The sequence below is a fragment of the Modestobacter excelsi genome (genome assembly GCF_005930495.1).
Taxonomy (GTDB): Bacteria; Actinomycetota; Actinomycetes; order Mycobacteriales; family Geodermatophilaceae; genus Modestobacter; species Modestobacter excelsi.
Genome location: NZ_SJEX01000077.1, coordinates 1 through 25,271, shown reverse-complemented (window position 1 = coordinate 25,271; position 25,271 = coordinate 1). Strand labels below are relative to the sequence as shown.

General features: G+C 73.9%; 25 protein-coding genes and 1 pseudogene. 22 read left to right on the top strand and 4 right to left on the bottom strand.

Features of this window, described 5'->3' with window-relative positions; all coding sequences use genetic code 11:
• The 15 genes from FHL80_RS20240 to FHL80_RS26465 form a co-directional block, all read left to right on the top strand.
• Positions 1–1,043 (top strand): phosphatidylinositol mannoside acyltransferase (locus tag FHL80_RS20240; protein WP_439331108.1); only part of this gene is annotated, 1,043 nt, incomplete at its 5' end.
• Complete coding sequence (locus tag FHL80_RS20235; protein WP_138735149.1) at positions 1,043–2,272, top strand: glycosyltransferase family 4 protein; 1,230 nt, start codon at positions 1,043–1,045, stop codon at positions 2,270–2,272. The genes FHL80_RS20240 and FHL80_RS20235, both read left to right, overlap by 1 nt.
• An 11-nt stretch (positions 2,273–2,283) precedes the next feature.
• Entirely contained in the window at positions 2,284–2,823 is a 540-nt protein-coding gene (locus FHL80_RS20230; protein ID WP_138735148.1) for a LemA family protein, read from the top strand.
• Between the two features lie 50 nt (positions 2,824–2,873).
• The gene (gene pdxS, locus FHL80_RS20225; protein ID WP_138735147.1) at positions 2,874–3,809 is read left to right on the top strand and encodes a pyridoxal 5'-phosphate synthase lyase subunit PdxS; all 936 of its coding nucleotides are present in this window, start codon (positions 2,874–2,876) and stop codon (positions 3,807–3,809) included.
• Complete coding sequence (gene pdxT, locus FHL80_RS20220; protein WP_138735146.1) at positions 3,806–4,486, top strand: pyridoxal 5'-phosphate synthase glutaminase subunit PdxT; 681 nt, start codon at positions 3,806–3,808, stop codon at positions 4,484–4,486. The genes pdxS and pdxT overlap by 4 nt, the downstream gene beginning before the upstream one ends.
• On the top strand, positions 4,483–5,235 hold the full coding sequence (locus FHL80_RS20215; RefSeq protein ID WP_138735145.1) for a YebC/PmpR family DNA-binding transcriptional regulator: 753 nt from the start codon (positions 4,483–4,485) through the stop codon (positions 5,233–5,235). The genes pdxT and FHL80_RS20215 overlap by 4 nt, the downstream gene beginning before the upstream one ends.
• Before the next feature lie 148 nt (positions 5,236–5,383).
• Complete coding sequence (gene ruvC / locus FHL80_RS20210; protein WP_246078828.1) at positions 5,384–5,962, top strand: crossover junction endodeoxyribonuclease RuvC; 579 nt, start codon at positions 5,384–5,386, stop codon at positions 5,960–5,962.
• Positions 5,941–6,597: a Holliday junction branch migration protein RuvA gene (gene ruvA / locus FHL80_RS20205; protein ID WP_246078827.1), complete on the top strand. Its 657-nt coding sequence runs from the start codon at positions 5,941–5,943 to the stop codon at positions 6,595–6,597. Before ruvC ends, ruvA begins: the two co-directional genes overlap by 22 nt.
• Positions 6,594–7,721: a Holliday junction branch migration DNA helicase RuvB gene (ruvB, locus tag FHL80_RS20200; RefSeq protein WP_138735144.1), complete on the top strand. Its 1,128-nt coding sequence runs from the start codon at positions 6,594–6,596 to the stop codon at positions 7,719–7,721. Before ruvA ends, ruvB begins: the two co-directional genes overlap by 4 nt.
• 158 nt (positions 7,722–7,879) lie before the next feature.
• Positions 7,880–8,224, top strand: a complete 345-nt coding sequence (gene yajC, locus FHL80_RS20195; protein WP_138735143.1) for a preprotein translocase subunit YajC — start codon at positions 7,880–7,882, stop codon at positions 8,222–8,224.
• A gap of 14 nt (positions 8,225–8,238) precedes the next feature.
• Positions 8,239–9,855, top strand: coding sequence for a protein translocase subunit SecD (secD, locus tag FHL80_RS20190; protein WP_138735142.1), 1,617 nt, complete (start codon positions 8,239–8,241; stop codon positions 9,853–9,855).
• Positions 9,852–11,267, top strand: a complete 1,416-nt coding sequence (gene secF, locus FHL80_RS20185) for a protein translocase subunit SecF (protein ID WP_138735141.1) — start codon at positions 9,852–9,854, stop codon at positions 11,265–11,267. The genes secD and secF overlap by 4 nt, the downstream gene beginning before the upstream one ends.
• Positions 11,264–11,839: an adenine phosphoribosyltransferase gene (locus tag FHL80_RS20180; RefSeq protein WP_138735140.1), complete on the top strand. Its 576-nt coding sequence runs from the start codon at positions 11,264–11,266 to the stop codon at positions 11,837–11,839. Before secF ends, FHL80_RS20180 begins: the two co-directional genes overlap by 4 nt.
• An 87-nt stretch (positions 11,840–11,926) precedes the next feature.
• Positions 11,927–14,338, top strand: a complete 2,412-nt coding sequence (locus FHL80_RS20175) for a RelA/SpoT family protein (RefSeq protein ID WP_138735139.1) — start codon at positions 11,927–11,929, stop codon at positions 14,336–14,338.
• Positions 14,339–14,501: 163 nt separating this feature from the next.
• Positions 14,502–14,738, top strand: a complete 237-nt coding sequence (locus tag FHL80_RS26465; RefSeq protein ID WP_246078826.1) for a hypothetical protein — start codon at positions 14,502–14,504, stop codon at positions 14,736–14,738.
• Here FHL80_RS26465 and FHL80_RS26460 read toward each other — a convergent pair.
• Together FHL80_RS26460 and FHL80_RS20165 are read right to left on the bottom strand one after the other, a co-directional pair.
• Positions 14,729–14,866: pseudogene (locus tag FHL80_RS26460) on the bottom strand (SAM-dependent methyltransferase); the annotation flags it as partial. The gene FHL80_RS26465 and the pseudogene FHL80_RS26460 sit on opposite strands and share 10 nt — an antisense overlap.
• Positions 14,867–15,159: 293 nt before the next feature.
• Positions 15,160–15,975: a peptidylprolyl isomerase gene (locus tag FHL80_RS20165; protein ID WP_138735138.1), complete on the bottom strand. Its 816-nt coding sequence runs from the start codon at positions 15,973–15,975 to the stop codon at positions 15,160–15,162.
• A 160-nt stretch (positions 15,976–16,135) separates the two neighbouring features.
• On the opposite strand from FHL80_RS20165, the gene FHL80_RS20160 reads away from it, so the two are divergent.
• The 4 genes from FHL80_RS20160 (at position 16,136) to aspS (ending at position 21,017) form a co-directional block, all read left to right on the top strand.
• Positions 16,136–16,834, top strand: coding sequence for an MBL fold metallo-hydrolase (locus tag FHL80_RS20160; protein WP_138735137.1), 699 nt, complete (start codon positions 16,136–16,138; stop codon positions 16,832–16,834).
• 70 nt (positions 16,835–16,904) lie between these two features.
• Positions 16,905–18,170, top strand: a complete 1,266-nt coding sequence (gene hisS / locus FHL80_RS20155; RefSeq protein WP_246078825.1) for a histidine--tRNA ligase — start codon at positions 16,905–16,907, stop codon at positions 18,168–18,170.
• Complete coding sequence (locus FHL80_RS20150; protein ID WP_246078824.1) at positions 18,167–19,192, top strand: aldo/keto reductase; 1,026 nt, start codon at positions 18,167–18,169, stop codon at positions 19,190–19,192. The genes hisS and FHL80_RS20150 overlap by 4 nt, the downstream gene beginning before the upstream one ends.
• A gap of 46 nt (positions 19,193–19,238) precedes the next feature.
• Complete coding sequence (aspS, locus tag FHL80_RS20145; RefSeq protein ID WP_138735136.1) at positions 19,239–21,017, top strand: aspartate--tRNA ligase; 1,779 nt, start codon at positions 19,239–19,241, stop codon at positions 21,015–21,017.
• Positions 21,018–21,127: 110 nt separating this feature from the next.
• On the opposite strand, the gene FHL80_RS20140 is transcribed toward aspS, so the two are convergent.
• Positions 21,128–21,997 (bottom strand): hypothetical protein, encoded by an 870-nt coding sequence (locus tag FHL80_RS20140; RefSeq protein ID WP_246078823.1) that lies wholly within the window; start codon positions 21,995–21,997, stop codon positions 21,128–21,130.
• A 173-nt stretch (positions 21,998–22,170) separates the two neighbouring features.
• Positions 22,171–23,031, bottom strand: coding sequence for an aldo/keto reductase (locus tag FHL80_RS20135; protein WP_138735135.1), 861 nt, complete (start codon positions 23,029–23,031; stop codon positions 22,171–22,173).
• Between the two features lie 34 nt (positions 23,032–23,065).
• Here FHL80_RS20135 and FHL80_RS20130 point away from each other — a divergent pair, with 34 nt between their 5' ends.
• From FHL80_RS20130 to FHL80_RS20120, 3 genes are all read left to right on the top strand, one after another.
• Positions 23,066–24,397, top strand: coding sequence for a replication-associated recombination protein A (locus tag FHL80_RS20130; RefSeq protein ID WP_138735134.1), 1,332 nt, complete (start codon positions 23,066–23,068; stop codon positions 24,395–24,397).
• 131 nt (positions 24,398–24,528) lie between these two features.
• The gene (locus FHL80_RS20125; protein ID WP_138735133.1) at positions 24,529–24,954 is read left to right on the top strand and encodes a DUF948 domain-containing protein; all 426 of its coding nucleotides are present in this window, start codon (positions 24,529–24,531) and stop codon (positions 24,952–24,954) included.
• A partial coding sequence (locus tag FHL80_RS20120; protein WP_246078822.1) for a hypothetical protein occupies positions 24,954–25,271 on the top strand: 318 nt, incomplete at its 3' end. The genes FHL80_RS20125 and FHL80_RS20120, both read left to right, overlap by 1 nt.

Sequence of the window (25,271 nt, the reverse complement as noted above, 5' to 3'; positions counted from 1 at the left end):
CCCGACGTGACGGGCCTGCCGTGACCCGCCCCGCCGTGACGCGACCCGCCGTGACCCGAGCCGCCGTGACCCGAGCCGCCGCGCTGCGCGACCGGCTCACCGACGCCGGCTTCGCGGCCGGGTGGCGGGCGGTCCGGCTGCTGCCCGGCCCGCTCGCCCGCGGGCTGTTCGCCGGTGGGGGAGCGCTCGCGGCCCGTCGGGGCGGTCGCGGCGTGCGCCAGCTGCGCGCCAACCTCGACGTCGTCACCGGCGGCACCCTGGACGACGCCGCGCTCGACGCCCTCACCCGGCGGGCCGTGCAGTCCTACGCCCGGTACTGGCAGGAGGCGTTCCGGCTGCCGGTGCTCGACCGGGACCGGATCGTCGCGGCCTCGACGATGCTCGGCCAGGAGCACCTGGAGCGGGCCCGGGCGGAGGGCCGCGGCATCGTGTTCGCCCTGCCGCACAGCGGCAACTGGGACGCCGCCGGGGTCTGGCTGGTCGACTGGCTCGGCGGCCCCTTCCTCACCGTGGCTGAACGGCTGCGGCCGGAGTCGCTGTACCGCCGGTTCGTCGAGTTCCGGGAGGGCCTGGGCATGCGCGTGGTGCCGCTCACCGGCGGCGAGCGGCCCAGCTCGACCGTGCTCCGCGAGTGGCTGGCCGACGGCGGGACGACCTGCCTGCTGGTCGACCGGGACCTCTCCGGCTCGGGTGTCCCGGTGACCTTCTTCGGCCGGCGGTCCGCGATGCCCGGCGGCCCGGCGCTGCTCGCCGCGCAGACCGGCGCGGCGCTGCTGCCCGCCGTCTGCCAGTTCGACGGCGACGGCTGGCGGTTCGTCGTCCACCCCGAGGTGCCGGTCGCCGGGCCGGACCGGCTGCGGGAGCGGGTCGGCGCGGCGATGCAGCAGGTCGCCGACGCGTTCGCCGCCACGATCGGCGAGCGGCCCGAGGACTGGCACGTGCTCGGCCGGATCTGGCCCGACGTCGGGCCGGACGGCCGGCCCGCCCCGCCCGGCGCTCCCGCGCCGGCAGCGGTGCCGCGGGAGTCGAGGGAGCCGGCCTGATGCGCATCGGTCTGGTCTGCCCGTACCAGTGGGACGTCCCCGGCGGCGTCCAGTACCACGTGCGCGACCTCGCCGAGACCCTCCGCGGACGGGGCCACCACGTCGCGGTGCTGACCCCGGCTGAGCACGAGGAGAACCTCCCCGCCGAGCACGTCACCTGGGCCGGCCGCGCGGTGCCGGTCCCGTACAACGGCTCGATGGCCAGCGTCCAGTTCGGTCTGGTGTCGGCCGCGCGGGTGCGCCGCTGGCTGCGGGAGGGCGCCTTCGACGTCGTCCACGTGCACGAGCCGGCCCCGCCCTCGGTGTCGCTGCTGGTCTGCATCATCGCCAAGGGCCCGATCGTGGCGACCTTCCACGCGGCGACCACCCGGTCGAAGTTCCTCGCCGTCTGGGGCCCGTGGGTCCGGCCGTGGCTGGAGAAGATCGGCGGCCGGATCGCCGTCTCGGACTTCGCCCGCCGGGTGCAGGTCGAGCACCTCGGCGGTGACGCGGTGGTGATCCCCAACGGCGTGCACGTCGCCGGCTTCGCGGAGGGCCCCTCGCTGCCGGGGCACGCCCGTGGGCGGGGCGGCCCGACGATCGGGTTCCTGGGGCGCTACGACGAGCCGCGCAAGGGCCTGCCGGTGCTGCTCGAGGCGATGCGCAGCGTGGTCCGCGACCACCCCGGCGCCCGGCTGCTGGTCGCCGGCCGGGGCGACCCGGGTGACTTCGCCGACCTGGTCGGGGCGGAGCTGGCGCCGCACGTGACGCTCCTCGGTGAGCTGACCGAGCCGGAGAAGGCCGCCTTCCTGCGCTCGGTCGACGTCTACTGCGCGCCCAACCTGCTGGGGGAGTCCTTCGGGGTGGTCCTGCTGGAGGCCATGGCCGCCGGCGCGCCGGTGGTCGCGAGTGACCTGGACGCCTTCGCGCGGGTCCTCGAGGACGGTGCGGCAGGGGTGCTGGTGCCCCGGGGCGACGCCGCCGCGCTGGCCGGTGCGCTGTCCGGCCTGCTGGCGGACCCCGAGCGCCGGGCGCAGCTGACCGAGGCCGGCCGGCAGGCCGTGGCCGGCTACGACTGGTCGGTGGTCGCCGACCGGATCCTCGCCGTCTACGAGACGGTGGCCCCCACGGGCGGCCTCGGGGTGACCGCCTCGCACGAGGGCGACGCCGCCCTGCTCGGCGCGGCGCCGCACGACCCGGACGGCGATCCCACGACCGGAGGGCCGTTCCGCCGGCGGGTGCGGCGCTAGCCTGGTCCGCTGTGGACCCCGGGACCTGGCTGCTGAGCGCCGCCGCCGTCCTGCTCGTCGCGCTGCTGGCCTGGACCACCTTCACGCTCACCCGGCTGCGCCGGCTCGCCGGCCGGGTGCGGCGGGCGCGGGAGGTGCTCGAGGGGGCGCTGCTGCGCCGGGCCGAGCTCACCGCGGCGCTGGCCCGGGAGCGGACCGACGACCTCGGGGCCGACCTCGCCGGGGAGCTCGCCGACGCCGCAGCCGGTGCCCGGGCCCCGAGCGCCGGCGACCGGGAGGCCGCCGAGAACCGGCTCGGCCGGCTGCTGCGCCGGGTGCCCGAGCCGGTGCTGAGCCCCGAGCTGGGCGACGCCGGGATGCGGGTGGCCCTGGCGCGGCGGTTCTACAACGACGCCGTCCGGGACACCCGTGCGCTGCGCCGCAGCCGGCTGCCCCGGGTGCTCCGGCTGCACGCCGCCCGTCCGCTGCCCCGCTACTTCGACATCGACGACGGGCTGGACGCCGTCCTCGCCGGTTCCCCGCACACCGGCGGCTCGCGGCCGCGCGGCTGAGCCGCCGTAGGGTGGGTCGTCCGTCCCGCCCGACCCGAAGGCAGCACCCCGTGGCCCAGAACGCCCCCAGCACACCCGACCTCCCCAGCACACCCGACCTCCCCAGCGGCACCGGGACCGACCGGGTCAAGCGCGGCATGGCCGAGCAGCTCAAGGGCGGCGTCATCATGGACGTCGTCACCGCCGAGCAGGCCAAGATCGCCGAGGACGCCGGTGCGGTCGCGGTCATGGCGCTGGAGCGGGTGCCCGCGGACATCCGCGCCCAGGGCGGCATCGCCCGGATGAGCGACCCGGACATGATCGAGTCGATCATCGCCGCGGTCTCCATCCCGGTGATGGCCAAGGCCCGGATCGGCCACTTCGTCGAGGCCCAGGTGCTGCAGGCGCTCGGCGTCGACTACATCGACGAGTCCGAGGTGCTCACCCCGGCCGACGAGGCGCACCACATCGTCAAGACCGACTTCACCGTGCCGTTCGTGTGCGGGGCCACCGACCTGGGGGAGGCGCTGCGCCGCATCTCCGAGGGCGCGGCCATGATCCGCTCCAAGGGCGAGGCCGGCACCGGCAACGTCGTGGAGGCCACCCGGCACATGCGTGCACTGCGCCGAGGCATCATGACCCTGGGCAACCTGGACGAGACCGAGCTGTTCGTCGCTGCCAAGGAGCTGCGCGCCCCGCACGACCTGGTCGTCGAGGTCGCCCTCACCGGCAAGCTCCCCGTCGTCCTGTTCACCGCCGGCGGCATCGCCACCCCGGCGGACGCGGCGATGATGATGCAGCTGGGTGCCGAGGGCGTGTTCGTAGGCTCGGGCATCTTCAAGTCCGGTGACCCGGCGCAGCGCGCCGCCGCGATCGTGCAGGCCACCACCTTCTTCGACGACCCGGCCGTGGTCGCCAAGGTCTCCCGCGGGCTGGGTGAGCCGATGGTCGGCATCAACGTCAGCACACTCCCGGAGTCCGAGCGCTACGCCACCCGCGGCTGGTGAGCGCTGGGCGGTCCTGTGAGGTCGTCATCGGGGTGCTGGCGCTGCAGGGCGACGTCCGCGAGCACCTGGCGGCGCTGCGGGCGGCGGGTGCGGAGCCGGTGACCGTCCGCCGGCCCGCGGAGCTCGCGGACGTCGACGGGCTGGTCGTCCCCGGTGGCGAGTCCACGACGATGGCCACGCTCGCCGACCGGTTCGGCCTGCTCGGTCCGCTGCGGGAGGCCGTCCGCGCGGGGCTGCCCGTCTACGGGTCCTGCGCGGGGATGATCATGCTGGCCGACCGGGTGCTGGACGCCCCGGCCGACCAGCGGACCGTCGGCGGCCTGGACGTCGTCGTCCGGCGCAACGCCTTCGGCCGGCAGGTCGACTCCTTCGAGACCGAGGTCGAGGTCGAGGGGGTCCCGGGCGGTCCGGTGCACGCGGTGTTCATCCGCGCCCCGTGGGTCGAGGAGGTCGGCCCCGGCGTCGAGGTCCTCGGCCGGGTCGTGGGCGGACCGGCCGACGGTAAGATCGTCGCGGTCCGCCAGGGTCGCCTGGTGGCCACCAGCTTCCACCCCGAGCTCACCGGCGACAGCCGGGTGCACGCGATGTTCGTGGAAGTGGTGCGGGCGACCCGTGCCCGAGACCTGAGTTCGGACGGTGCCGGCGTCGGCGCCGGCAGTGAGGGGAGAGTGTCGTGAGCGGCCATTCCAAGTGGGCGACGACGAAGCACAAGAAGGCCGGGATCGACGCCAAGCGGGGCAAGCTCTTCGCCAAGCTGATCAAGAACATCGAGGTGGCCGCGCGCACCGGCGGTGCCGACCTGTCCGGCAACCCGACGCTCTACGACGCCGTCCAGAAGGCGAAGAAGAGCTCGGTGCCCAACGACAACATCGACCGCGCGGTCAAGCGCGGAGGTGGCCTCGAGGCCGGCGGTGTCGACTACCAGAGCATCACCTACGAGGGCTACGGCCCCGGTGGTGTGGCCGTGCTCATCGAGTGCCTCACCGACAACAGGAACCGGTCGGCGATGGAGGTCCGCACCGCCATGAGCCGCAACGGCGGCAACATGGCCGACCCCGGCTCGGTGTCCTACCTGTTCTCCCGCAAGGGCGTGGTCGTGGTGCCGTCGGCCGGCACCACCGAGGACGACGTCCTGATGGCCGTGCTCGACGCCGGGGCCGAGGAGGTCCGCGACCTCGGCGACACCTTCGAGGTGGTCTGCGAGCCCGGGGACATGATCGCGGTGCGCACCGCGCTGCAGGACGCCGGCATCGACTACGACTCCGCCGACATGGGCTTCGTGCCCAGCGTGCAGGTCGAGCTGGACGCGGACGGCGCGGGCAAGGTGTTCCGGCTCATCGACGCCCTCGAGGACCTCGACGACGTGCAGAACGTCTTCGCGAACTACGACGTCTCCGACGAGGTCATGGAGAAGATCGACGCTTAGCGGAAGGACCCCCGTCCCCTCGTCCCTCGCGAGCTCGGGACGAGCCTCTGGACGGGGGCCATGGCGTGTCGTACCGGTGCGTGGCCGGTTGCCCCGTAGCGTCCCCTCGAACAGGTGTTCGTGCGAGACTGGGGAGGTGGGCGTCGCGATGGTCGGCCTGCGTGTGCTCGGCATCGACCCGGGCCTGACCCGGTGCGGGTGGGGCGTGGTGGAGGGGCGGCCGGGTGCCCGGCCCACGGCCCTGGGGGTCGGCGTCGTCCGTACCTCTCCCGACCTCGACCTGGAGCTCCGGCTGCTGGAGGTGCACACCGCGGTGACCGCCCTGCTGCGTGAGCACCGTCCCGCCGCGGTCGCCATCGAGCGGGTGTTCCACCAGAACAACAAGGGGACGGCGACCGGCACGGCCCAGGCCGCCGGGGTCGCCGCCCTCGCTGCCGCGCAGGCCGACCTGCCCGTCGCCTGGCACACCCCCAGCGAGGTCAAGGCCGCGATCTCCGGCAGCGGCCGGGCCGACAAGGAGCAGGTGACGTTGATGGTGACCCGCGTGCTGGGGCTGGCGACGCCGCCCAAGCCGGCCGACGCCGCCGACGCGCTGGCCCTGGCGATCTGCCACGTCTGGCGGGCGCCGGCCCAGCAGCGGCTGCGGGTCGCCGCGCTCGCCGGCGGCATCGGTGCGCCGGTGCCGGCCGCGCGGACGCTGCCGCGGTGGACCGGGATCTCCCGGTGATCGCCTCGGTCTCGGGCCGGGTCGCGGCCGTGTCGCCCGACGGCGCCGTCGTCGAGGTCGGCGGGGTGGGGCTGTCGGTGCAGTGCACGCCTGGCACCATCGCCCGGCTCGCCGTGGGGGAGCAGGTCCGGCTGGCCACGAGCCTCGTCGTCCGCGAGGACTCGCTCACCCTGTACGGCTTCGCGGACGACGACGAGCGCCAGTTGTTCGAGCTGCTGCAGACCGCCAACGGCGTCGGGCCGCGGCTGGCGCAGGCGGTGCTGGCCATCCACCCGCCCCGCGAGGTGCGCCGCGCCGTCTCGATGGGCGACCTGAAGGCGCTCATGCAGGTGCCGGGGATCGGCAAGAAGGGCGCCGAGCGGCTGGTCCTGGAGCTGCGGGACCGGCTCGGCAGCACCACCAGCGACACCTCGCTGGACGGCCCCGCCGCGGTCGGCCTCCCCTCCGTCACCCCGGTCGCGCCCTGGCGTGACCAGCTGACCGCCGCCCTGGTCAGCCTCGGCTGGAGCGGCAAGGAGGCCGAGGGCGCGGTCGGCCAGCTGGCGCCGGTCGCCGACGAGCAGGTGGCCGCCACCGGTGCCGTCGAGATCGCCGTCCTGCTGCGCCAGGCGCTGCGGCTGCTGGGCCGGGCATGAGCGGGCCGTTCGACCGCGGGCTGTCCGCGGCCGACGCCGGCCTCGGCCGGGTCCCCGACGACGCCGTCGACCCGCGTGCCGGGGACGAGGAGCGCGTCGTCGAGTCGGCGCTGCGCCCGCACTCGCTCGCCGACTTCATCGGCCAGCCCAAGGTCGCCCGCCAGCTCGACCTCGTGCTGGAGGGCGCCAAGCGGCGGGGCCGGCCACCGGACCACGTGCTGCTGTCCGGCCCGCCCGGGCTGGGCAAGACCAGCCTGGCGCTGATCATCGGGTCCGAGCTGGGCACCGCCGTGAAGATCACCAGCGGTCCGGCGATCGAGCGGTCCGGGGACCTCGCGGCCATGCTGTCCAACCTCGGGCACGGCGACGTGCTGTTCATCGACGAGATCCACCGCATCGCCCGGCCGGCCGAGGAACTGCTGTACATGGCGATGGAGGACTTCCGGGTCGACGTCGTCGTCGGCAAGGGCCCCGGCGCCACCGCGATCCCGCTGGAGATCAACCCGTTCACCCTGGTGGGGGCCACCACCCGGGCCGGGCTGCTCACCGGCCCGCTCCGCGACCGGTTCGGCTTCGTCGGCCAGATGGAGTTCTACGAGACCGCCGACCTGGAGCGGGTGCTGACCCGCAGCGCCGACCTGCTCGGGGTCGAGCTCACCCCGGCCGGGTCGGCGGAGATCGCCGGCCGGTCCCGGGGGACGCCGCGGATCGCCAACCGGCTGCTCCGCCGGGTGCGGGACTACGCCGAGGTGCGGGCGGACGGGCGGATCACCTTCGAGGTGGCCCAGGCGGCGCTGGCCCTCTACGACGTCGACGACCTGGGGCTGGACCGGCTCGACCGGTCGGTGCTCGAGGCCCTGGTCAGCCGGTTCGGCGGCGGGCCGGTCGGCGTGGCCACCCTCGCCGTGGCCGTGGGGGAGGAGCCGCACACCGTCGAGGAGGTGTGCGAGCCGTTCCTGGTGCGGGCCGGCCTGCTGGCCCGCACGCCCCGCGGCCGGGTGGCGACCGAGGCGGCCTTCCGGCACCTCGGTCACCCGGTTCCCCGCGGCGGTCTCCTCCTCAGCGGCGGCACAGGCGACCCGCCGCCGGACGGGCCTTCGTCACAGACGCTGTTCGACGCCTAGACTCCACCGCGCTGGCGCGCAACCCGGGTCGTCCGGGGTGCGGCGCCCCCGGACGCCCCGTGTGCTCAGGGGAGCGAGCCGGCGCCGATGTACCCGAGCGGCCCGCCCCGGGCCGCACCCACCGCGCGCTGACGCTGCGGTAGAGAGGCTCACCAGTCGTGGAATCCTTGCCGTTGCTCATCCTGATCGCGTTGGCGTTCGTCGTCCTCTTCGTGCTGCCCTCGCGGCAGCGGAAGAAGATCGCGGCCAACGCCCAGGCGATGCAGGACTCGCTCACCGTGGGGACGCCGGTGATGCTCACCAGCGGGATCCACGGCACGGTCGCCGGTCTCGGTGAGGGCACCATCGACGTGGAGATCTCGCCCGGCGTCGTCATCACCGTCGCCCGCCCGGCGATCCTCGAGGTCCGCAAGCCCGCCGCCGGCACCGTCGACCCGGGGAACTCCACGGGCGCGACGGGCTTCGTCGACGGCGACGGCGACCCCACCGACCCCACGCGCTGAGCAGGGTCCCGCACATGGCCGCCCGCCAGCTCCCCGCCCGGCGCTACTTCGCCGCCCTCGCCCTGATCATCGTCGGGATGTACGCGCTGATCTTCTTCACCGGCGACTCCCGCACCCCGCAGCTCGGCCTGGACCTGCAGGGCGGGACGACGGTCACCCTCACCGCCCGCACGCCCGACGGCAAGGCGCCCGACCCGGCCGACCTCGAGCTGGCCCGGCAGATCATCGAGCAGCGCGTCAACGGCCTGGGCGTCGCCGAGGCCGAGGTCGTCACAGAGGGCAGCAGCAACATCGTCATCTCGGTGCCCGGTGACAACGGCGAGAAGGCACGCGAGCTCGGTGCGACCGCCCAGCTGCGGTTCCGCCCGGTCGTGACCGGGCCGGAGGCAGCCACCCCGGCAGCCACCGACAGTGCTGCGCCCACCGACTCCGCTGCGCCGACGGACTCCGCGGCACCCACCGGCAGCGCCGCGGCGCCCACCGATGCCGCGGGCACGACCACCGGTGCGGCGACCGACACGGCCGCCCCGGACGCGGACGCGCCCACGGTGACCCAGGAGCAGGCCACCGCCGAGTACGCGACGCTGGTCTGCGACACGACCACCACCTCGGTCGACCGGGCCCAGGACTACATCGCCGCCTGCTCCGACGACGGCACCGCCAAGTACCTGCTGGGCCCGGCCGTCGTCGAGGGCACCGACATCACCAACGCGACCGCCGGCACCGAGACGGCGACCGGCGCGTGGGTGGTCAACGTCGACTTCAACTCCGCAGGCTCGACCACCTGGGCGGCCTACACCGCGGCCAACGTCGGCAACGCCGTGGGCATCACCCTCGACGGCCGGGTCGTCTCGGCCCCGACCATCAACGGGGCGATCAACGGCGGCACCACCCAGATCACCGGGAACTTCAGCCAGACCGAGGCCACCGACCTCGCCAACCAGCTGAAGTACGGCGCGTTGCCGCTGACCTTCTCCCAGGCGACGGCCCAGTCGATCTCCACCGAGCTGGGCAGCGAGCAGCTGAAGGCCGGGCTCATCGCCGGCGCCATCGGGGTCGCCCTGGTGTTCGTCTACGCGCTCCTCTACTACCGGCTGCTCGGCCTGGTCATGATCGCCAGCCTGATCCTGTCCGCGGCCGTGGTGTACGCGAGCCTGGTGCTGCTCGGCCGGCAGATCGGCTTCGCGCTCAGCCTCGCCGGCATCGCCGGGTTCATCGTGTCCATCGGCATCACCGCGGACTCGTTCGTCGTCTACTTCGAACGGCTCAAGGACGAGGTGCGCGAGGGCCGCAGCCTGCGCAGCGCCACCCCGCGGGCCTGGGTCCGCGCGCGGCGCACGATCCTGTCGGCCGACGCGGTGAGCTTCCTCGCCGCGGCGATCCTCTACTGGCTGGCCATCGGTGACGTGAAGGGCTTCGCGTTCACGCTGGGCCTGTCCACGGTGCTCGACCTGGTGGTCGTCTTCCTCTTCACCCACCCGCTGATGGCGGTGCTGAGCCGGGTCAAGAGCTTCGGGACCAACCGGTTCTCCGGCCTCGGCCAGGTCGACCACAGCCGCCGTCCGGCTCCGCCGGCCCGCCCCGACCGCGAGCTGGTCGGCAGCAGCAGCACGAACGGGAGCAACCGATGACCCCCCGCGACCCCCACGATGCGGCGGACGTCCCGCTGGGCACCGATGCCGACGAGACGGTGGACGACGGCGCCGTCCTGACCGAGGCCGCCGACGACAGCACCGGTGACCAGGCGCTGGCCGACGCCGGGCTGCCCACCGAGGGTGGGTCCGCGGCGGCGACCGCGCGCCGCGCGCCGGGCCGCAGCTCGCTGGCGCACCGGCTCTACAACGGCGAGGCCGGGCTCGACGTGGTCAACCGCCGCCGCACCTGGTTCCGCGTCACCGCCGTCGTCGTGCTGCTGTGCGTGCTGCTGATGGTGTTCCGCGGGTTCAACTTCGGCATCGAGTTCGCCGGCGGCAACAGCCTGCGGGTCCCGGCGAGCAGCGAGCAGCTCTCCGACATCCGGCAGGCCGCCGAGGACGCCGGTGCCGAGGTCTCCAGCGCGCAGGTGGTCGGCGGCAACTCCGTGCTGCTGCGGACCGAGTCGCTGGACAACGCCAGCGAGGACGCCGTCGTCGCCGCCGTGGCGCAGGCCGCCGGGGTGACCCCCGAGGAGGTCAGCCCGCAGTCGGTCAGTGCGGACTGGGGCGGGGACGTGACCAACAAGGCGCTCCTCGCGCTGGCCGTCTTCCTGGTGGCGGTGGTGGCCTTCCTGGCCGTCCGCTTCCAGCCGAAGATGGCGGTCGCCGCGATCGTCGCGCTGCTGCACGACATCGTGGTGACCGCCGGGGTCTACGCGCTGATCGGCTTCGAGGTGACGCCCTCGACGGTCATCGGGCTGCTGACGATCCTCGGCTTCTCGCTGTACGACACCGTGGTGGTGTTCGACAAGGTCGACGAGAACACCAAGGACCTGGCCAAGAGCTCTCGGTCGACGTACGGCGAGGCCGCGAACCTGGCGGTCAACCAGACGCTGATGCGCTCGATCAACACCTCGGTCATCGCGCTGCTGCCGGTCGCCGGGCTGCTCTTCGTCGGCGCCGGCCTGCTGGGCGCCGGCACGCTCAAGGACCTCGCCCTGGTCCTCTTCGTCGGTCTGGCCGTCGGCACGTACAGCTCGATCTTCCTGGCCACCCCGGTGCTGGCCGAGCTCAAGGAGCGCGAGCCGGAGCAGCAGCAGCTGCGCAAGCGGGTGCTCGCCCGGCGGGCCGCCGAGGCACGCGCGGCCGCCACCGGCGCAGCGCTCGGTCCGGTGGCCAGCGCGCGCCGCACCCGGGCCGCCACCAGCGCCGCCCGCGGGTCCTCGGTCGCCGTCGCCGAGCGGCCGCAGGCGCTCCCGGACCGTCCGGACGCCGACGTCCCGGTGGAGTCGCCGGCCTCGGTGCGGCCGACCAGCACCGGCGCGACGGCGGCACCCCGGCCCGGGCAGCGTCCGCAGCGACCCGGTGCCAAGCCGGGTCAGCGGCCGGCCGGCAAGAGGCGTCGGTGACCGCCGCCGCCGAGGGGCCGGTCGACGAGCTGATCGCCTCGATCGCCGTCGACGTCCCGGACTTCCCCGAACCCGGGGTGCTCTTCCGGGACCTCACGCCGGTCTTCGCCGACGCGGGCGCCTTCCGCCGGGTCGTCGACGCGCTGGCCGAGCCCGCCGACGTGGACCCGCGGGCCGCGGCGCTGTCCGGGGGCGGCGTGGGGTTCGACGTCGTCGCCGGGGTGGAGGCCCGCGGGTTCCTGCTGGCGGCCGCGGTGGCGCTGGACGCCGGCACCGGGGTCGTGCCGATCCGCAAGGCCGGCAAGCTGCCCCGGGAGAGCATCGCGGCCGACTACGAGCTGGAGTACGGCACCGCCACGCTGGAGGTGCACACCGACTCGATCCGGCCCGGGCAGCGGGTGCTCCTCGTCGACGACGTGCTGGCGACCGGCGGCACCCTGCTGGCGGCGATCGCGCTGGTCGAACGGCTGGGCGGGGTGGTGACGGCGGTGTCGGTGGTCATCGAGCTCGGCGCGCTCGGCGGCCGTCAGCGGATCGCCCCGCACCCCGTGCACGCACTCTGGACGACCTGACCATCCCGGGTGAGCGCGGGCGGCAGTCCGGAGCCCACCGCGGCTAGCATGGGGAGGGTCCACCTCCTCGACAGGGCAGGAGCACCCGTGGCCTCTGACGTCGTCGCACCGCAGACGTCCGACGCGCCCCCCGCGCCTCCCGCGCAGGAGACGGCGCCGCGTGCCCCGCTGCCCGAGCGCCCGGTCGTCCGCCGTCCCGACGACGTGGCCGCCGAACCGGGCGGGGAGAGCGAGTCGGCCCCCCGCCGGCGGGTCCGCGACCGGCTGGCCCGGCGGATCGTCGCCGGCCAGCGCTCCAGCGGGATCCGCCCGGTCCTCGAGCCGCTGGCCGCCCTGCACCGGCAGAGCCACCCCAAGGCCGACCTCGCGCTGCTGCAGCGGGCCTACGACGTGGCCGAGGAGGCGCACGCCGAGCAGAAGCGCAAGAGCGGCGACCCCTACATCACCCACCCGCTCGCGGTCGCCACGGTGCTCGCGGGCCTGGGCATGGACACCACCACGCTGGTCGCCGCGCTGCTGCACGACACGGTGGAGGACACCGGGGTCGACCTGGAGTCCATCCGCGCGGACTTCGGTCCGGAGGTGGCCCACCTGGTCGACGGCGTCACCAAGATCGACAAGGTCAAGTTCGGCGACGCAGCCCAGGCCGAGACCATCCGCAAGATGATCGTCGCGATGTCCCGCGACCCGCGGGTGCTGGTCATCAAGCTGGCCGACCGGCTGCACAACATGCGCACGCTGCGCTTCCTCCCGCCCGAGAAGCAGGAGAAGAAGGCGCGCGAGACGCTGGAGATCCTCGCTCCGCTGGCCCACCGGCTGGGCATGAACACCATCAAGTGGGAGCTCGAGGACCTCGCGTTCGCCACGCTGTACCCCAAGCGCTACGACGAGATCGTGCGGCTGGTCGCCGAGCGGGCGCCCTCCCGGGACACCTACCTGGCCGAGGTCGCCTCCGCGGTCACCGAGCAGCTGAAGGCGGCCAAGATCGAGGCCGTCGTCACCGGCCGGCCCAAGCACTACTACTCGATCTACCAGAAGATGATCGTCCGCGGCCGGGACTTCACCGACATCTGGGACCTGGTCGGCATCCGGATCCTGGTCGACTCGGTGCGCGACTGCTACGCCGCGCTGGGCATCATGCACGCCCACTGGCAGCCGGTGCCCGGCCGCTTCAAGGACTTCGTCGCGATGCCGAAGTTCAACATGTACCAGTCACTGCACACGACGGTCATCGGCCCGCAGGGCAAGCCGGTCGAGCTGCAGATCCGCACGCACGACATGCACCGCATCGCCGACTACGGGATCGCCGCGCACTGGAAGTACAAGGAGAACGCCCGCGGTGGCGGCAGGACCGAGGCCGGCCCGACGCCCGGCTCCGCCGGCGACGACATGCTGTGGCTGCGCCAGCTGCTGGACTGGCAGCGCGAGGCGCAGGAGCCCGGCGAGTTCCTGGAGACGCTGCGCTACGACCTCGGCCCGCAGGAGGTCTTCGTCTTCACGCCGAAGGGCGACGTGATCAGCCTGCCGGGCGAGTCGACGCCGGTCGACTTCGCCTACGCCGTGCACACCGAGGTCGGGCACCGCTGCATCGGCGCCCGGGTGAACGGCAACCTGGTCTCCCTGGACAGCAAGCTGTCCAACGGCGACGTCGTGGAGGTCTTCACCTCCCGCTCGCCCACCGCCGCCCCGTCGAAGGACTGGCTGTCCTTCGTGGGCAGTTCCCGGGCGCGGACGAAGATCCGCCAGTGGTTCACCAAGGAGCGCCGCGAGGACGCCGTCGAGGCGGGCAAGGACGCGCTGACCAAGGCGATGCGCAAGGCCGGGCTCCCGCTGCAGCGGCTGCTCGGTGGTGAGTCGCTGGCGACGCTGGCAGCCGACCTGCACTACCCCGACATCAGCGCCCTGTACGCCGCGGTCGGGGAGAACCAGGTCTCGGCGCACTCGATCGTCGAGAAGCTGCTCATCGCGCTCGGCGGCACCGAGGGCGCGGCCGAGGACATCGCCGAGACCACGATCCCCACCAAGCGGTCGGTGGCCCGCACCGCCGGCGGCGACCCGGGGGTCGTCGTCCACGGGATGACCGACGTGTGGGCCAAGCTCGCCAAGTGCTGCACCCCCGTCCCCGGGGACGACATCCTCGGCTTCGTCACCCGCGGCGGCGGGGTGAGCGTGCACCGCACCGACTGCACCAACGCCGAGGACCTGCAGCGCAAGCCCGAGCGGCTGGTCGAGGTCGACTGGGCCTCGCAGCCGGGATCGGTCTTCCTGGTCGCGATCCAGGTCGAGGCGCTCGACCGGCACCGGCTGCTGTCCGACGTCACCCGGGCGCTCGCCGACGAGCGGGTCAACATCCTGTCCGCGTCGGTGCAGACCAGCCGGGACCGGGTCGCGGTCAGCCGGTTCACCTTCGAGCTGGCCGACCCCGCCCACCTGGGCTCGGTGCTGCAGACGATCCGCAGCGTCGACGGCGTCTTCGACGTCGAGCGCGTCACCGCGTGACGACAGCCGCGGGAGCATCGCAGGGAGCGCCAGCGACCGAGGAGCGGACCGCGGCGCGGAGTCGCGCCATGGACACCGCCTGAAGGACCCCTCGCCCCGGCGAGGGGGCCGGTCGCGCGGAAGCAGCAGCGGGGCGTCGGGGACGGCGGGTCGCGACGACGGCGTGGAGCGGGTCGCCGCGGCCGGTGGGGTCCGCAGCGCGACGGTCGGCTCGCTGAACCGGCCGCTGCGCCGCACCAGCTCGGCGACGACGGCCCCGTGCTGCGCGTCGTCGGTCGCCAGCCAGCCGCGGACGGCCTTGGTGGGGAAGCAGCGGTTCGAGAAGGTGACCGCCAGCTGCCCGCCGGGGCGCAGCACCCGGCCCACGTCGGCGAGCACCTCGATCGGCCGGGTGAGGTAGTCGATCGACACGCAGCACACCGCGGCGTCCACGTCGGCGTCGGGCAGCGGGATGCGGGGGTCGGCGTTCAGGTCGTGGACCAGCCGGTGGGTGGCCGCCGGGTTGGCCGCCAGCTCCTCGGCGTTCATGCCGAGCACCACCAGCTCGGCCGGGGGCGTGCGGAAGTGCGACACCCACGAGGACATCAGGTCCAGGACCCGCACCGGCCGCGGCGCGTCCCCGTCGATGCCCAGCTCGGCGTACAGCTCCCCGACGGCGCTGATCGCACGGTCGTCGATGTGCGTCACCAGCCGGGGGTTGTCGTAGAACCCGGCGTCCGGCCGGTCGTCGCTGCGGTCGAAGAAGCCCGGTGGGAAGCCCGCGTACAGATCGGCGTCCATCGCGCCCAGTGTGCGGCCGGGGACCCCCCGCCGCGCGGCGCTCAGGCGGCGGGGGTCATCGCGGTGATGGTGACGGGCTGGGCCGGTGCGCCGTCGCTGGCGCTGTTGGCGATGCCGGTGGCCGCGATCTCGTCCAGCACCGCGAGGCCGGTGTCGTCGATCCTGCCCACCACGGTGTAGTCCGGCTGGAGCTGGCTGTCGCCGTAGACCAGGAAGAACTGGCTGCCGTCGGTGCCCTGTGAACTGTTCGCCATCGCCACGGTGCCCCGCGGGTAGGTCTCCGACCCGGTCACCTGGGTCGGGAACGTGTACCCGGGGCCACCGGTGCCCTGGCCCGAGGGGTCGCCGCACTGCAGCACCTTGAGGCTTTCCGAGGATGTCTCCCGGTGGCAGGGCGTGTTGTCGAAGTAACCCTGCTTGCTCAGCGCCTCGAAGCTCGCCGCTGCGCAGGGGGCCGCCGCCCGGTCCAGGGTGAGCCCGATGTCGCCGACGTTGGTCGCCATCGTCAACGCCAGGGTCCCGGTGGTGGCGATGTCACCGGACGGCGGGGTGACCGCGACGCCGGCGCTGGGGGTGCCGTCGGTGGTGTAGGTGCACGGCCCCGCGACGGTCGTCTGGCCGGCGGGCGCGGCGGTCGCGGAGCTGGGGGCGCTGCTGCTGGGGGCCGCGGTGGTGTCGCTGCCGTCATCGGCGAGCCCGGTGATGATGAAGAAGGCACCGACGACGGCGAGGACGGCGAGCACCGTGACGCCGATGAGCAGGTTGCGGCGGCGCTTGCGGGCCAGCTGCTCACGGCGCTCCAGCTGGCGCTGCAGCCGTCGCTGGGCCTGCTCGCGGCGCTGCTTGTTCGTCGGCACTCTTCTCGGGCTCCTCGCGCGTGTGCTCGGGCGCGGGGGCGGTCCGCTCCTCGAGCTGACGCCGTCCACCCCGCGGTGTCGAGTGCGCAGTCTAGGGCGGCCACCTGTCCGCTCCCTGGCAGCACGGCTGGGCGGTGATCTCCCCGCGTAACCTGCACGGGTGCTCATCCGCTCCTTCCCCGCCGGCGCGTTCGGCACCAACTGCTACGCGGTCGCCACCGGGGCGGGCTCGTCGGCGCTGCGCCGGGAGTGCGTCGTCGTGGACCCCGGCATGGACGCCGTCGAGCCGCTGGCCCGGATGCTCGCCGAGAACGGGCTGGCCCCGGTGGCCGTCGTGCTCACCCACGGCCACCTGGACCACACCTTCTCGGTGCTGCCGGTGTGCGAGGGCTACGACATCCCCGCCTACCTGCACCCCGCCGACGCCGGCATGCTCTCGGACCCGCTGCGCTGGCACGGGCCCGCGCTCGCGCCGCTGATCGGTCAGGTCGCGCTGCCCGACCCGGCCGACGTCCAGCCGCTGGCCGACGGCGCGACGCTGTCGTTGGCCGGGGTCGAGCTCACCGTCCGGCACGCGCCCGGCCACACCCAGGGCTCGGTCGTGTTCTCCCTCGACCTGGACGACGCCCCGGGGCTGTTCGCCGGCGACGTCCTCTTCGCCGGCTCGGTCGGCCGGGTCGACCTGCCCGGCGGCTCGTGGGACGCGATGCTCGGCTCGCTGCGGGACGTCGTCCTGCCGCTGGCCGACGAGACCGTCGTCCTCCCCGGCCACGGCGCCGCCACCACGATCGGCCGGGAGCGCGCCACCAACCCGTATCTCGCCGAGGCGGCCTCGGCACCGGAGGAACGCTCGCTGTGAGTGAGCATCGCAGCGAGCGCCAGCGAGTGAGGAGCGGAGCGAACTCAGGAGCGAAGCGAGTGATGACACTGTGAGTGAGCCGATGCGGGCCCCCAAGGGCACGTTCGACACCCTGCCCCCGGCGTCGGCGGAGTTCCTCGCCGTCCGGGACACCCTCACCGCGCCGCTGCGACGGGCCGGCTACGGCTACATCGAGACGCCGACGTTCGAGGACACCGCGGTGTTCGCCCGTGGCGTGGGTGAGTCGACCGACGTCGTCTCCAAGGAGATGTACACGTTCACCGACCGCGGCGGCCGGTCGCTGACGCTGCGCCCGGAGCTCACCGCCGGGCTGATGCGCTCCTTCATCGAGCACCGGCTGTACTCCGGCGCGCTGCCGGTGAAGCTGTGGGCCGTCGGGTCGGCCTTCCGCTACGAGCGCCCGCAGGCCGGCCGGTACCGGCACTTCACCCAGGTCGACTGCGAGGCGCTCGGCGTCGACGACCCGGCGCTGGACGCCGAGGTCGTCGCGCTGGCCGTGCAGGGCTTCCGCGACCTGGGGCTGACCCGGTTCGAGCTGCTGCTCACCTCGCTGGGCGACGCGACCTGCCGGCCGCAGTACCGCGAGCTGCTGGTGGCCCACCTCGACAAGCTCGACCTGGACTCCGACACCCGGCGCCGGGCGGAGATCAACCCGCTGCGGGTGCTGGACGACAAGCGCCCCGAGGTGCAGGCCCAGCTGGAGGACGCCCCGCTGATGGTCGACCACCTGTCGGACTCGACCAAGGCCCACTACGACGCCGTCCGCGAGCACCTGACCGACCTCGGCGTGACCTGGACCGAGGCGCCGCGGCTGGTCCGCGGCCTGGACTACTACACGAAGACGACGTTCGAGTTCGTGCACTCCGGGCTGGGCGCGCAGTCCGCGATCGGTGGCGGCGGCCGCTACGACGGGCTCTCCGCGGCGCTGGGGGGCCCCGACCTGTCGGGCATCGGGTACGCCGTCGGGGTGGACCGGACGCTGCTCGCGGTGCAGGCCGAGGAGCTGGACATCGCGGCGTCGGCCGGGGTGCAGGCGTTCGTCGTCCCGCTGGGCGCGGAGGCCAAGCGGTTCGCGGTGAAGCTCGTCGGGCAGCTCCGCGAGGCCGGCGTCCCGGCCGACACCGTCTACGGCGACCGCGGGCTCAAGGGCGCGATGAAGGCCGCCGACCGCTCGGGTGCCTCGCACGCGGTGGTCGTCGGCGACCGCGACCTGGCCGAGGGCGTGGCCCAGCTGCGCGACCTGCGGACCCACGAGCAGGTCGCCGTCCCCCTGGGTGAGCTGTTCGACCGGGTGCGTGGCACGGTTGGGCGGTGACAGTGACCGACGGCATCGCAGAGTCCTCCAACACCCCCCTCGAGACCCGGCCGCTGGGTCGGACCGGCGCCGACGTCTCGGTCATCGGCCTGGGCACCTGGCAGCTGGGCGGTGACTGGGGCGACGTCACCGAGGACGACGCGGCCGCGGTCCTGGACGCGGCGCTGGACGCCGGCGTCACCCTGCTGGACACCGCCGACGTCTACGGCGACGGCCGGTCCGAGGAGCGCATCCGCAAGGCGCTGGCCGCCCGCGGCGAGCGCCCGTTCGTGGCCACCAAGGCCGGCCGGCGTGCCGACCCGTTCGCCGCCGAGACCTACACGCCGGAGAACCTGCGCGCCTGGATCGACCGGTCGCGCCGCAACCTCGGCGTGGACACCCTGGACCTGGTGCAGCTGCACTGCCCGCCGCCGGCCGTCTACTCCGACGAGCGGGTCTACGAGACCCTCGACGCGCTGGTCGAGGAGCAGGCGATCGCCGCCTACGGCGTCTCGGTGGAGACCGTTGCCGAGGGCCTGACCGCGCTGCAGCACCCCGGCGTGCAGTCGATCCAGGTCATCCTCAACATCTTCCGGCGCAAGCCGCTGGAGCAGCTGCTGCCGGCCGCCCAGCGGGCCGAGGTCGGCATCCTGGCCCGGGTGCCGCTGGCCAGCGGGCTGCTGTCGGGCAAGTACTCCACCGACACCACCTTCGCCGCCGACGACCACCGGAACTTCAACCGCAACGGCGAGGCCTTCGACGTCGGTGAGACCTTCTCCGGCGTGCCGTTCGAGGTCGGTGTCGCCGCCGCCCGCGAGGTCGCCGAGATCGCCGGCCCGGACGTGTCGACCGCCGCCTTCGCGCTGCGCTGGGTGATCGACCAGCCCGGCGTCACCACGGTCATCCCCGGGGCGCGCAACGTCGCGCAGGCGCTGGGCAACGTCGCCGCCGCCAACCTCCCGTCGCTGACCGACAGCCAGCTCGCCGACCTCGAGCGCGTGTACGACGAGCGCATCCGCGCCGCCGTGCACGACCGCTGGTAACCGCTCTTCCGGCCCACCCCGCCGCCCACCTGAGAGAGGCACCCCCTTGCTCCGCACCCACGACGCCGGCGCGCTCCGCGCGACCGACGCCGGTTCAACGGTCACCCTCGCCGGCTGGATCGCCCGCCGGCGCGACCACGGCGGGGTCGTCTTCCTCGACCTGCGCGACTCCTCGGGCTACGCCCAGGTCGTCGTGCGCGAGGAGGAGGCGCACGCGCTGCGCAACGAGTACTGCGTGCTGGTGACCGGGGAGGTGCAGCAGCGCCCGGCGGGCAACGAGAACCCGGAGCTGCCGACCGGCGACGTCGAGGTCGTCGCCTCGACCCTCCAGGTCCTCTCGGCGTCCGCGCCGCTGCCGTTCCCCATCGAGACCGCCCAGGCCGCCGGGGACGACGTCCGCTACAAGTACCGCTACCTCGACCTGCGCCGGCAGGGCCCGGCGGCGGCGCTGCGGCTGCGCTCGGAGATCAACCGGATCGCCCGCGGGGTGATGGCCGGCCACGGGTTCACGGAGGTCGAGACGCCGAACCTGACCCGGTCCACTCCCGAGGGGGCGCGGGACTTCGTCGTCCCGGTCCGGTTGCAGCCGGGGTCCTGGTACGCGCTGCCGCAGTCGCCGCAGCTGTTCAAGCAGCTGCTGATGATCGGCGGGCTGGAGCGGTACTACCAGATCGCCCGCTGCTTCCGGGACGAGGACTTCCGGGCCGACCGCCAGCCGGAGTTCACCCAGCTGGACTTCGAGATGAGCTTCGTCGACCGGGACGACGTGCTGGCCGTGGCCGAGGACGTCATCCGGGCGCTGTGGCAGGAGCTGGCCTCCTACGCCGTCCCGGAGATCCCGCGGATGACCTACCGCGAGGCGATGGACCGGTTCGGCTCCGACAAGCCCGACCTGCGGTTCGGCGTCGAGCTGACCGAGCTGACCTCGTACTTCGCCGAGACGCCGTTCCGGGTCTTCCAGTCGCCCTACGTCGGGGCGATCGTGATGCCCGGTGGTGGCTCGCAGCCGCGCCGTGCCTTCGACGCGTGGCAGGACTGGGCCCGCTCGCGCGGCGCCAAGGGCCTGGCCTACGTGACCGTGGGGGAGGACGGCACCCTCGGCGGCCCGGTGGCCAAGAACATCTCCGAGTCCGAGCGGGCCGGGCTGGTCGAGGCCGTCGGTGCGGCACCCGGCGACTGCGTGTTCTTCGCGGCGGGGCAGCGGCGCTCCTCCCAGGAGCTGCTCGGTGCCGCCCGCAACGAGGTGGCCAAGCGGCTGGAGCTCATCGAGCCCGGCTCGTGGTCGTTCCTGTTCGTCGTGGACTTCCCGATGTTCGAGGAGACCGAGGACGGCGACTGGACCTTCATGCACCACCCGTTCACCTCGCCCACCCCGGAGTGGCGGGAACGGTTCGCCGAGGACAAGGGCGCGGCGCTGTCGGACGCCTACGACCTGGTGTGCAACGGCAACGAGCTGATGAGCGGGTCGGTCCGCATCGCCGATGCGACCCTGCAGGAGCGGGTGTTCGAGGTCATCGGGATGTCGACCGACGAGGCCCGGGAGCGCTTCGGGTTCTTCCTGGAGGCCTTCTCCTACGGCCCGCCGCCGCACGCCGGTGCCGCGATCGGCTGGGACCGGCTCACCGCGCTGCTGGCCGGCGTCGACTCGATCCGCGAGGTCATCGCCTTCCCCAAGACCGGGGCCGGCTACGACCCGCTGACCGGCGCGCCGACGCCGATCTCGGACGCCCAGCGGGTGGAGGCCGGGATCGACTTCGTGCCGGAGGAGGAGCCGCTGCCGGGCGAGCCCGGCGCCCCCGGCCCGACCGACCCGACGAAGGCCTGACAGCCCTCCTGTTCCACCGCCTCGACGTTGCCGACGGCGAGTGAACAGTTGCGGTCGCCTTGCACGGCGTGTCGTGCCGTGTCGACGACTACAACTGCTCACTCGGCAGCTCACCAGTTCGCTCCGCGACTGAGCAGGGCGCCGGCCAGCCGGTCGAGCACCAACGTCCGCCGACCCAGGTGGGCGCGGCCGAAGCGCAGCACCAGCCAGCCGTTGCCGGCCATCAGCGAGTAGCGGTCGATGTCGATGCCGAACTGCAGCGGGTCGGCGTGCTGGCGCCCCTCGTACTCGACGGCGATCCGCCACCGGCGGTAGCCCAGGTCGGCATGGAGCAGCGCGCGTCCGAGCTGGTCGTGCACGGGGACCTGCACCTCGAGGTCGGGGAGGTCGCTCTCGTGCACCCAGTACCGGACCAGGCTCTCCGGGCGGGAGGCCGCCTGCCCGGTCAGCAGCGGGGCGCAGGCCCGGGCGCGGACGATCCCGCGCACGCTCCCGACCAGCGCCAAGCGCTCGTCGAGTGCAGCGGCCGACAGGTGCCCGGCCCGACGGAGCGCGTCCCCGATGGCGACGAGTTCGTCGGCCGGCGTTGTTGCAGCGAGGTCCAGCCAGGTCTGCGGGCCGCCCGTGAGCGGCAGTCCGCGGTGCTCGAGGAGGTCGACGTCCGCGACGCTGCGGACATGGACGTGGACACCCTGCCGACGGGGGCGGTAGCTGCCCGGTGGCACCACGACGTGCAGCGGGTGCACCTGCTGCACGGGGGCACCGAGCAGCCCTGCCGCGGTCTGGTGGCTGAAGGCAGCGGTGGCGGGCAGCGCCGGCACGAGCGACCGGCACATCGCGAGCACGGTCAGCGGCAGGGCCCGGGACACGTACACGCCGCGGCTGACCCGGACACCGTCGTCCCGCAGGGCCGCCCGGGTCATCCCGGCCAGGTGGGCGTCCCGGCGTGTGTAGAAGGGCGGCAGCTCTCTTGCGGTCACAGCCCGACGCTCGGTGGCCATGCGAGGGTCGGCGAGGGGTCGGCGTGATCTGTGGATCCGACGGGGGCTGTGGAAGCCGCGCGCCGCATCGTCGAATGAGCAGTTACAGCCGCTGTAGTCGGCGCGTCCGGCCCTGCCGGCGACCGCAACTGCTCACTCGACCGTGGCAGGCGTCAGGCGGCGTCCAGGCGGGCGAGCTGGTCGGGGGTCAGCGTGAGGTCCGCCGCGGCCGCCGAGTCGACGATCGACGCCGGCCGCGAGGCCCCCGGGATCGGCACCACGACGTCGGCCTGGGCGAGGTGCCAGGCCAGCGTCACCTGGTACACCGACACGTCGAGCTCGTCGGCGACGGCGGCGAACTCGTCGGCCGTCGAGCCCAGCGACTTGGCCGCCGGGACCCCGCCGAACGGGCTCCAGGGGAGGAAGGCCAGCCCGTGCGCGGCGCAGTGCGCGAGCTCGCCGGCCGAGGACCGGTAGCCCGGGGAGAACTGGTTCTGCACGCTGACCAGGGCGTCCCCGACGATCGCCCGGGCGGCGTCGATCTGGTCCACGTCGGCGTTGGAGATCCCCGCCATCCGGATCAGCCCGTCCTCGTGCAGCGACCGGAGCGCACCCATCGACTCCTCCCACGGCGTCGCCGGATCGGGCCGGTGGAACTGGTAGAGCCCGATCGCCTCGACGCCGAGCCGGCGCAGCGACCCCTCGCAGGCGCGGCGGAGGTAGGACGACGTCCCGTCCAGCCCCCACTCCCGGCCCTCGCGGGTGTGCCCGCCCTTGGTCGCGATCAACACGGACGAGGTGTCGCCGCCGTAGGAGGACAGCGCCCGGGCGACGATCGACTCGTTGTGGCCGAACTCCGCCTCGTCGTGGGCGTAGGCGTCGGCGGTGTCGATGAGGGTGACCCCGGCGTCCAGGCCGGCGTGCACGACGGCCACCGCGTCCTCCGGCGTGGGCCGGTCCTCCTTGCTCGACAGGGGCATCGCCCCGAGGCCGATCGCGCTGACGGTGGTCGACCCGATGGTGCGCTGCTGCATGGGGCTGTCGTGCCCCGCAGGTAGCGTCGCAACCGTGAGCTCGCTGTTCGACGTGCCCGACGAGGAGCGCCCGGCGGTCGACCCGGGCGCCCCGCTGGCGGTCCGGATGCGCCCGCGGTCGCTGGACGAGGTCGTCGGCCAGCAGCACCTGCTCGGCCCCCGGGCCCCGCTGCGCCGGCTGGTCGAGGCCGACGAGCCGATGTCGCTGGTGCTGTACGGCCCGCCCGGCACCGGCAAGACCACGCTGGCCCACGTCATCTCGCTGGCCACCAAGCGCTCCTTCGTGCAGCTCTCCGCCCTGGACGCCGGGGTCAAGGAGGTCCGCGCGGTCATCACCAGCGCCAAGCGGGAGCTCACCCACGCCGGTCGCCGCACGGTGCTGTTCATCGACGAGGTGCACCGCTTCTCCAAGACCCAGCAGGACTCGCTGCTGTCCGCGGTCGAGGACCGGATCGTCAGCCTGATCGCCGCCACCACCGAGAACCCGTTCTTCTCCGTGGTCAGCCCGCTGCTGTCCCGCAGCCTGGTGCTGGCGCTGCAGCCGCTCAGCGACGACGACGTCCGCACCCTGCTGCGCCGGGCGCTCACCAGCGACCGCGGGCTGGACGGCGCGGTGACCCTCAGCGCGGAGGCCGAGGAGCACCTGGTGCGGGTCGCCGGTGGTGACGGGCGCAAGGCCCTGACCGCGCTGGAGTCCGGCGCCGGTGCCGCGCTGGCGGTGGGCGCGACGGAGATCGACCTGCAGACCCTGGAGACGGCGGTCGCCCAGGCGGCGGTGCGCTACGACCGGTCCGGCGACCAGCACTACGACATCGCCAGCGCGCTGATCAAGAGCATCCGCGGCAGCGACGTCGACGCGGCGCTGCACTACCTGGCCCGGATGGTGGAGGCGGGGGAGGACCCGCGGTTCATCGCCCGCCGGCTGGTCATCTCCGCCAGCGAGGACATCGGCATGGCCGACCCGACCGCGCTGCTCACCGCGGTGGCCGCCGCCGACGCGGTCGCCTTCATCGGGATGCCGGAGGGGCACTTCCCGCTGGCGCACGCCGTCGTCCACCTCGCCACCGCGCCCAAGTCGAACGCGGTCACCGCGGCGATGGGCGAGTCCGTGGCCGACGTGCGGGCCGGCCTGGCCGGCCCGGTGCCGGCGGGGCTGCGCGACGCGCACTACGCCGGGGCCAAGGCGCTGGACCACGGCAAGACCTACGTCTACCCGCACGACCACCCCGACGGCGTCGTCCCGCAGCAGTACCCGCCCGACGCCCTGGTCGGCCGCGACTACTACCGGCCGACCAACCGCGGCGTGGAGGCCGCGATCTCGACCCGGCTGGCCAAGCTCCGGGCGATCGTCCGCCGCCGCGGCTGAGGGCCGTCGGCGGCGGAGGCGACGACGACCGTCGGCCCCCGCGGCTAGTGTTGCCCCACCGGCAGGCACGAGCGCCGGGAACTGGACCATCCGAGACGTCGACGAGAGTCGAGACCCGAGGGAGTGCACGCGTGTCCGCAGGAGAGTGGGCGGGGTTGATCGCAGCCCTTGCCGTGGTGGTGCTGGTCCTCCTGTTGGCGGTGCCGTTGCTGAAGCTCGGGCGCACCCTGGACGAGACCACGCTGACCATCCGCCAGGTCCGGGAGCAGAGCCAGCCGATCCTCAGCCAGGCGTCGACGACGGTCACCCACGTCAACGCCAACCTCGAGCGCGTCGACGACATCACCGGCAACGCGGCCAACGTGTCCAGCAACGTCGCGGCCCTGACCAGCGTCTTCGCCGCCACGCTCGGCAGCCCGCTGATCAAGGTCGCCGCGTTCAGCTACGGCGTGCGCAGCGCTGCCCGCAAGAAGCGTGAGGGCCAGGCGCTGGCCGACGCGCAGCGGTCGGCCAAGGACGAGCGACGGGCGCGCCGCGCCTCCCGGCGGGCCGACTGATGCGCCGGCTGTTCTGGCTGGCCATGGGCGTCACGATCGGCGCCCTCGTCGTCCGCCGGCTCTCCCGGGCCGCGGAGAAGCTGACCCCGCAGGGGATCGCCGGCCAGCTGGCCGACGGCCTGCGCGAGCTGGCTGAGGCGATCGGCGACTTCGGGGCCGACGTGCGGGCGGCCGCAGCGGCCCGGGAGGACGAGCTGCGGGCGGGCACCGGGCTGGACGCGCCGCTGCCCGACCGCAGCCAGGTCGAGCTGCCGCGGCGCGTCCAGCCCCTGTCTCTTATACAAATCTCCGAGCCCACGAGACATGCGCAGAGCTCG

Excerpts from the sequence above, each read along its gene's own strand:
- FHL80_RS20235 (WP_138735149.1), top strand. The coding sequence starts at position 1,043 with ATGCGCATCGGTCTGGTCTGCCCGTACCAGTGGGACGTCCCCGGCGGC.
- ruvC (WP_246078828.1), top strand. The coding sequence starts at position 5,384 with ATGGTCGGCCTGCGTGTGCTCGGCATCGACCCGGGCCTGACCCGGTGC.
- ruvB (WP_138735144.1), top strand. The coding sequence starts at position 6,594 with ATGAGCGGGCCGTTCGACCGCGGGCTGTCCGCGGCCGACGCCGGCCTC.
- secD (WP_138735142.1), top strand. The coding sequence starts at position 8,239 with ATGGCCGCCCGCCAGCTCCCCGCCCGGCGCTACTTCGCCGCCCTCGCC.
- secF (WP_138735141.1), top strand. The coding sequence starts at position 9,852 with ATGACCCCCCGCGACCCCCACGATGCGGCGGACGTCCCGCTGGGCACC.
- FHL80_RS20135 (WP_138735135.1), bottom strand. The coding sequence starts at position 23,031 with ATGCAGCAGCGCACCATCGGGTCGACCACCGTCAGCGCGATCGGCCTC.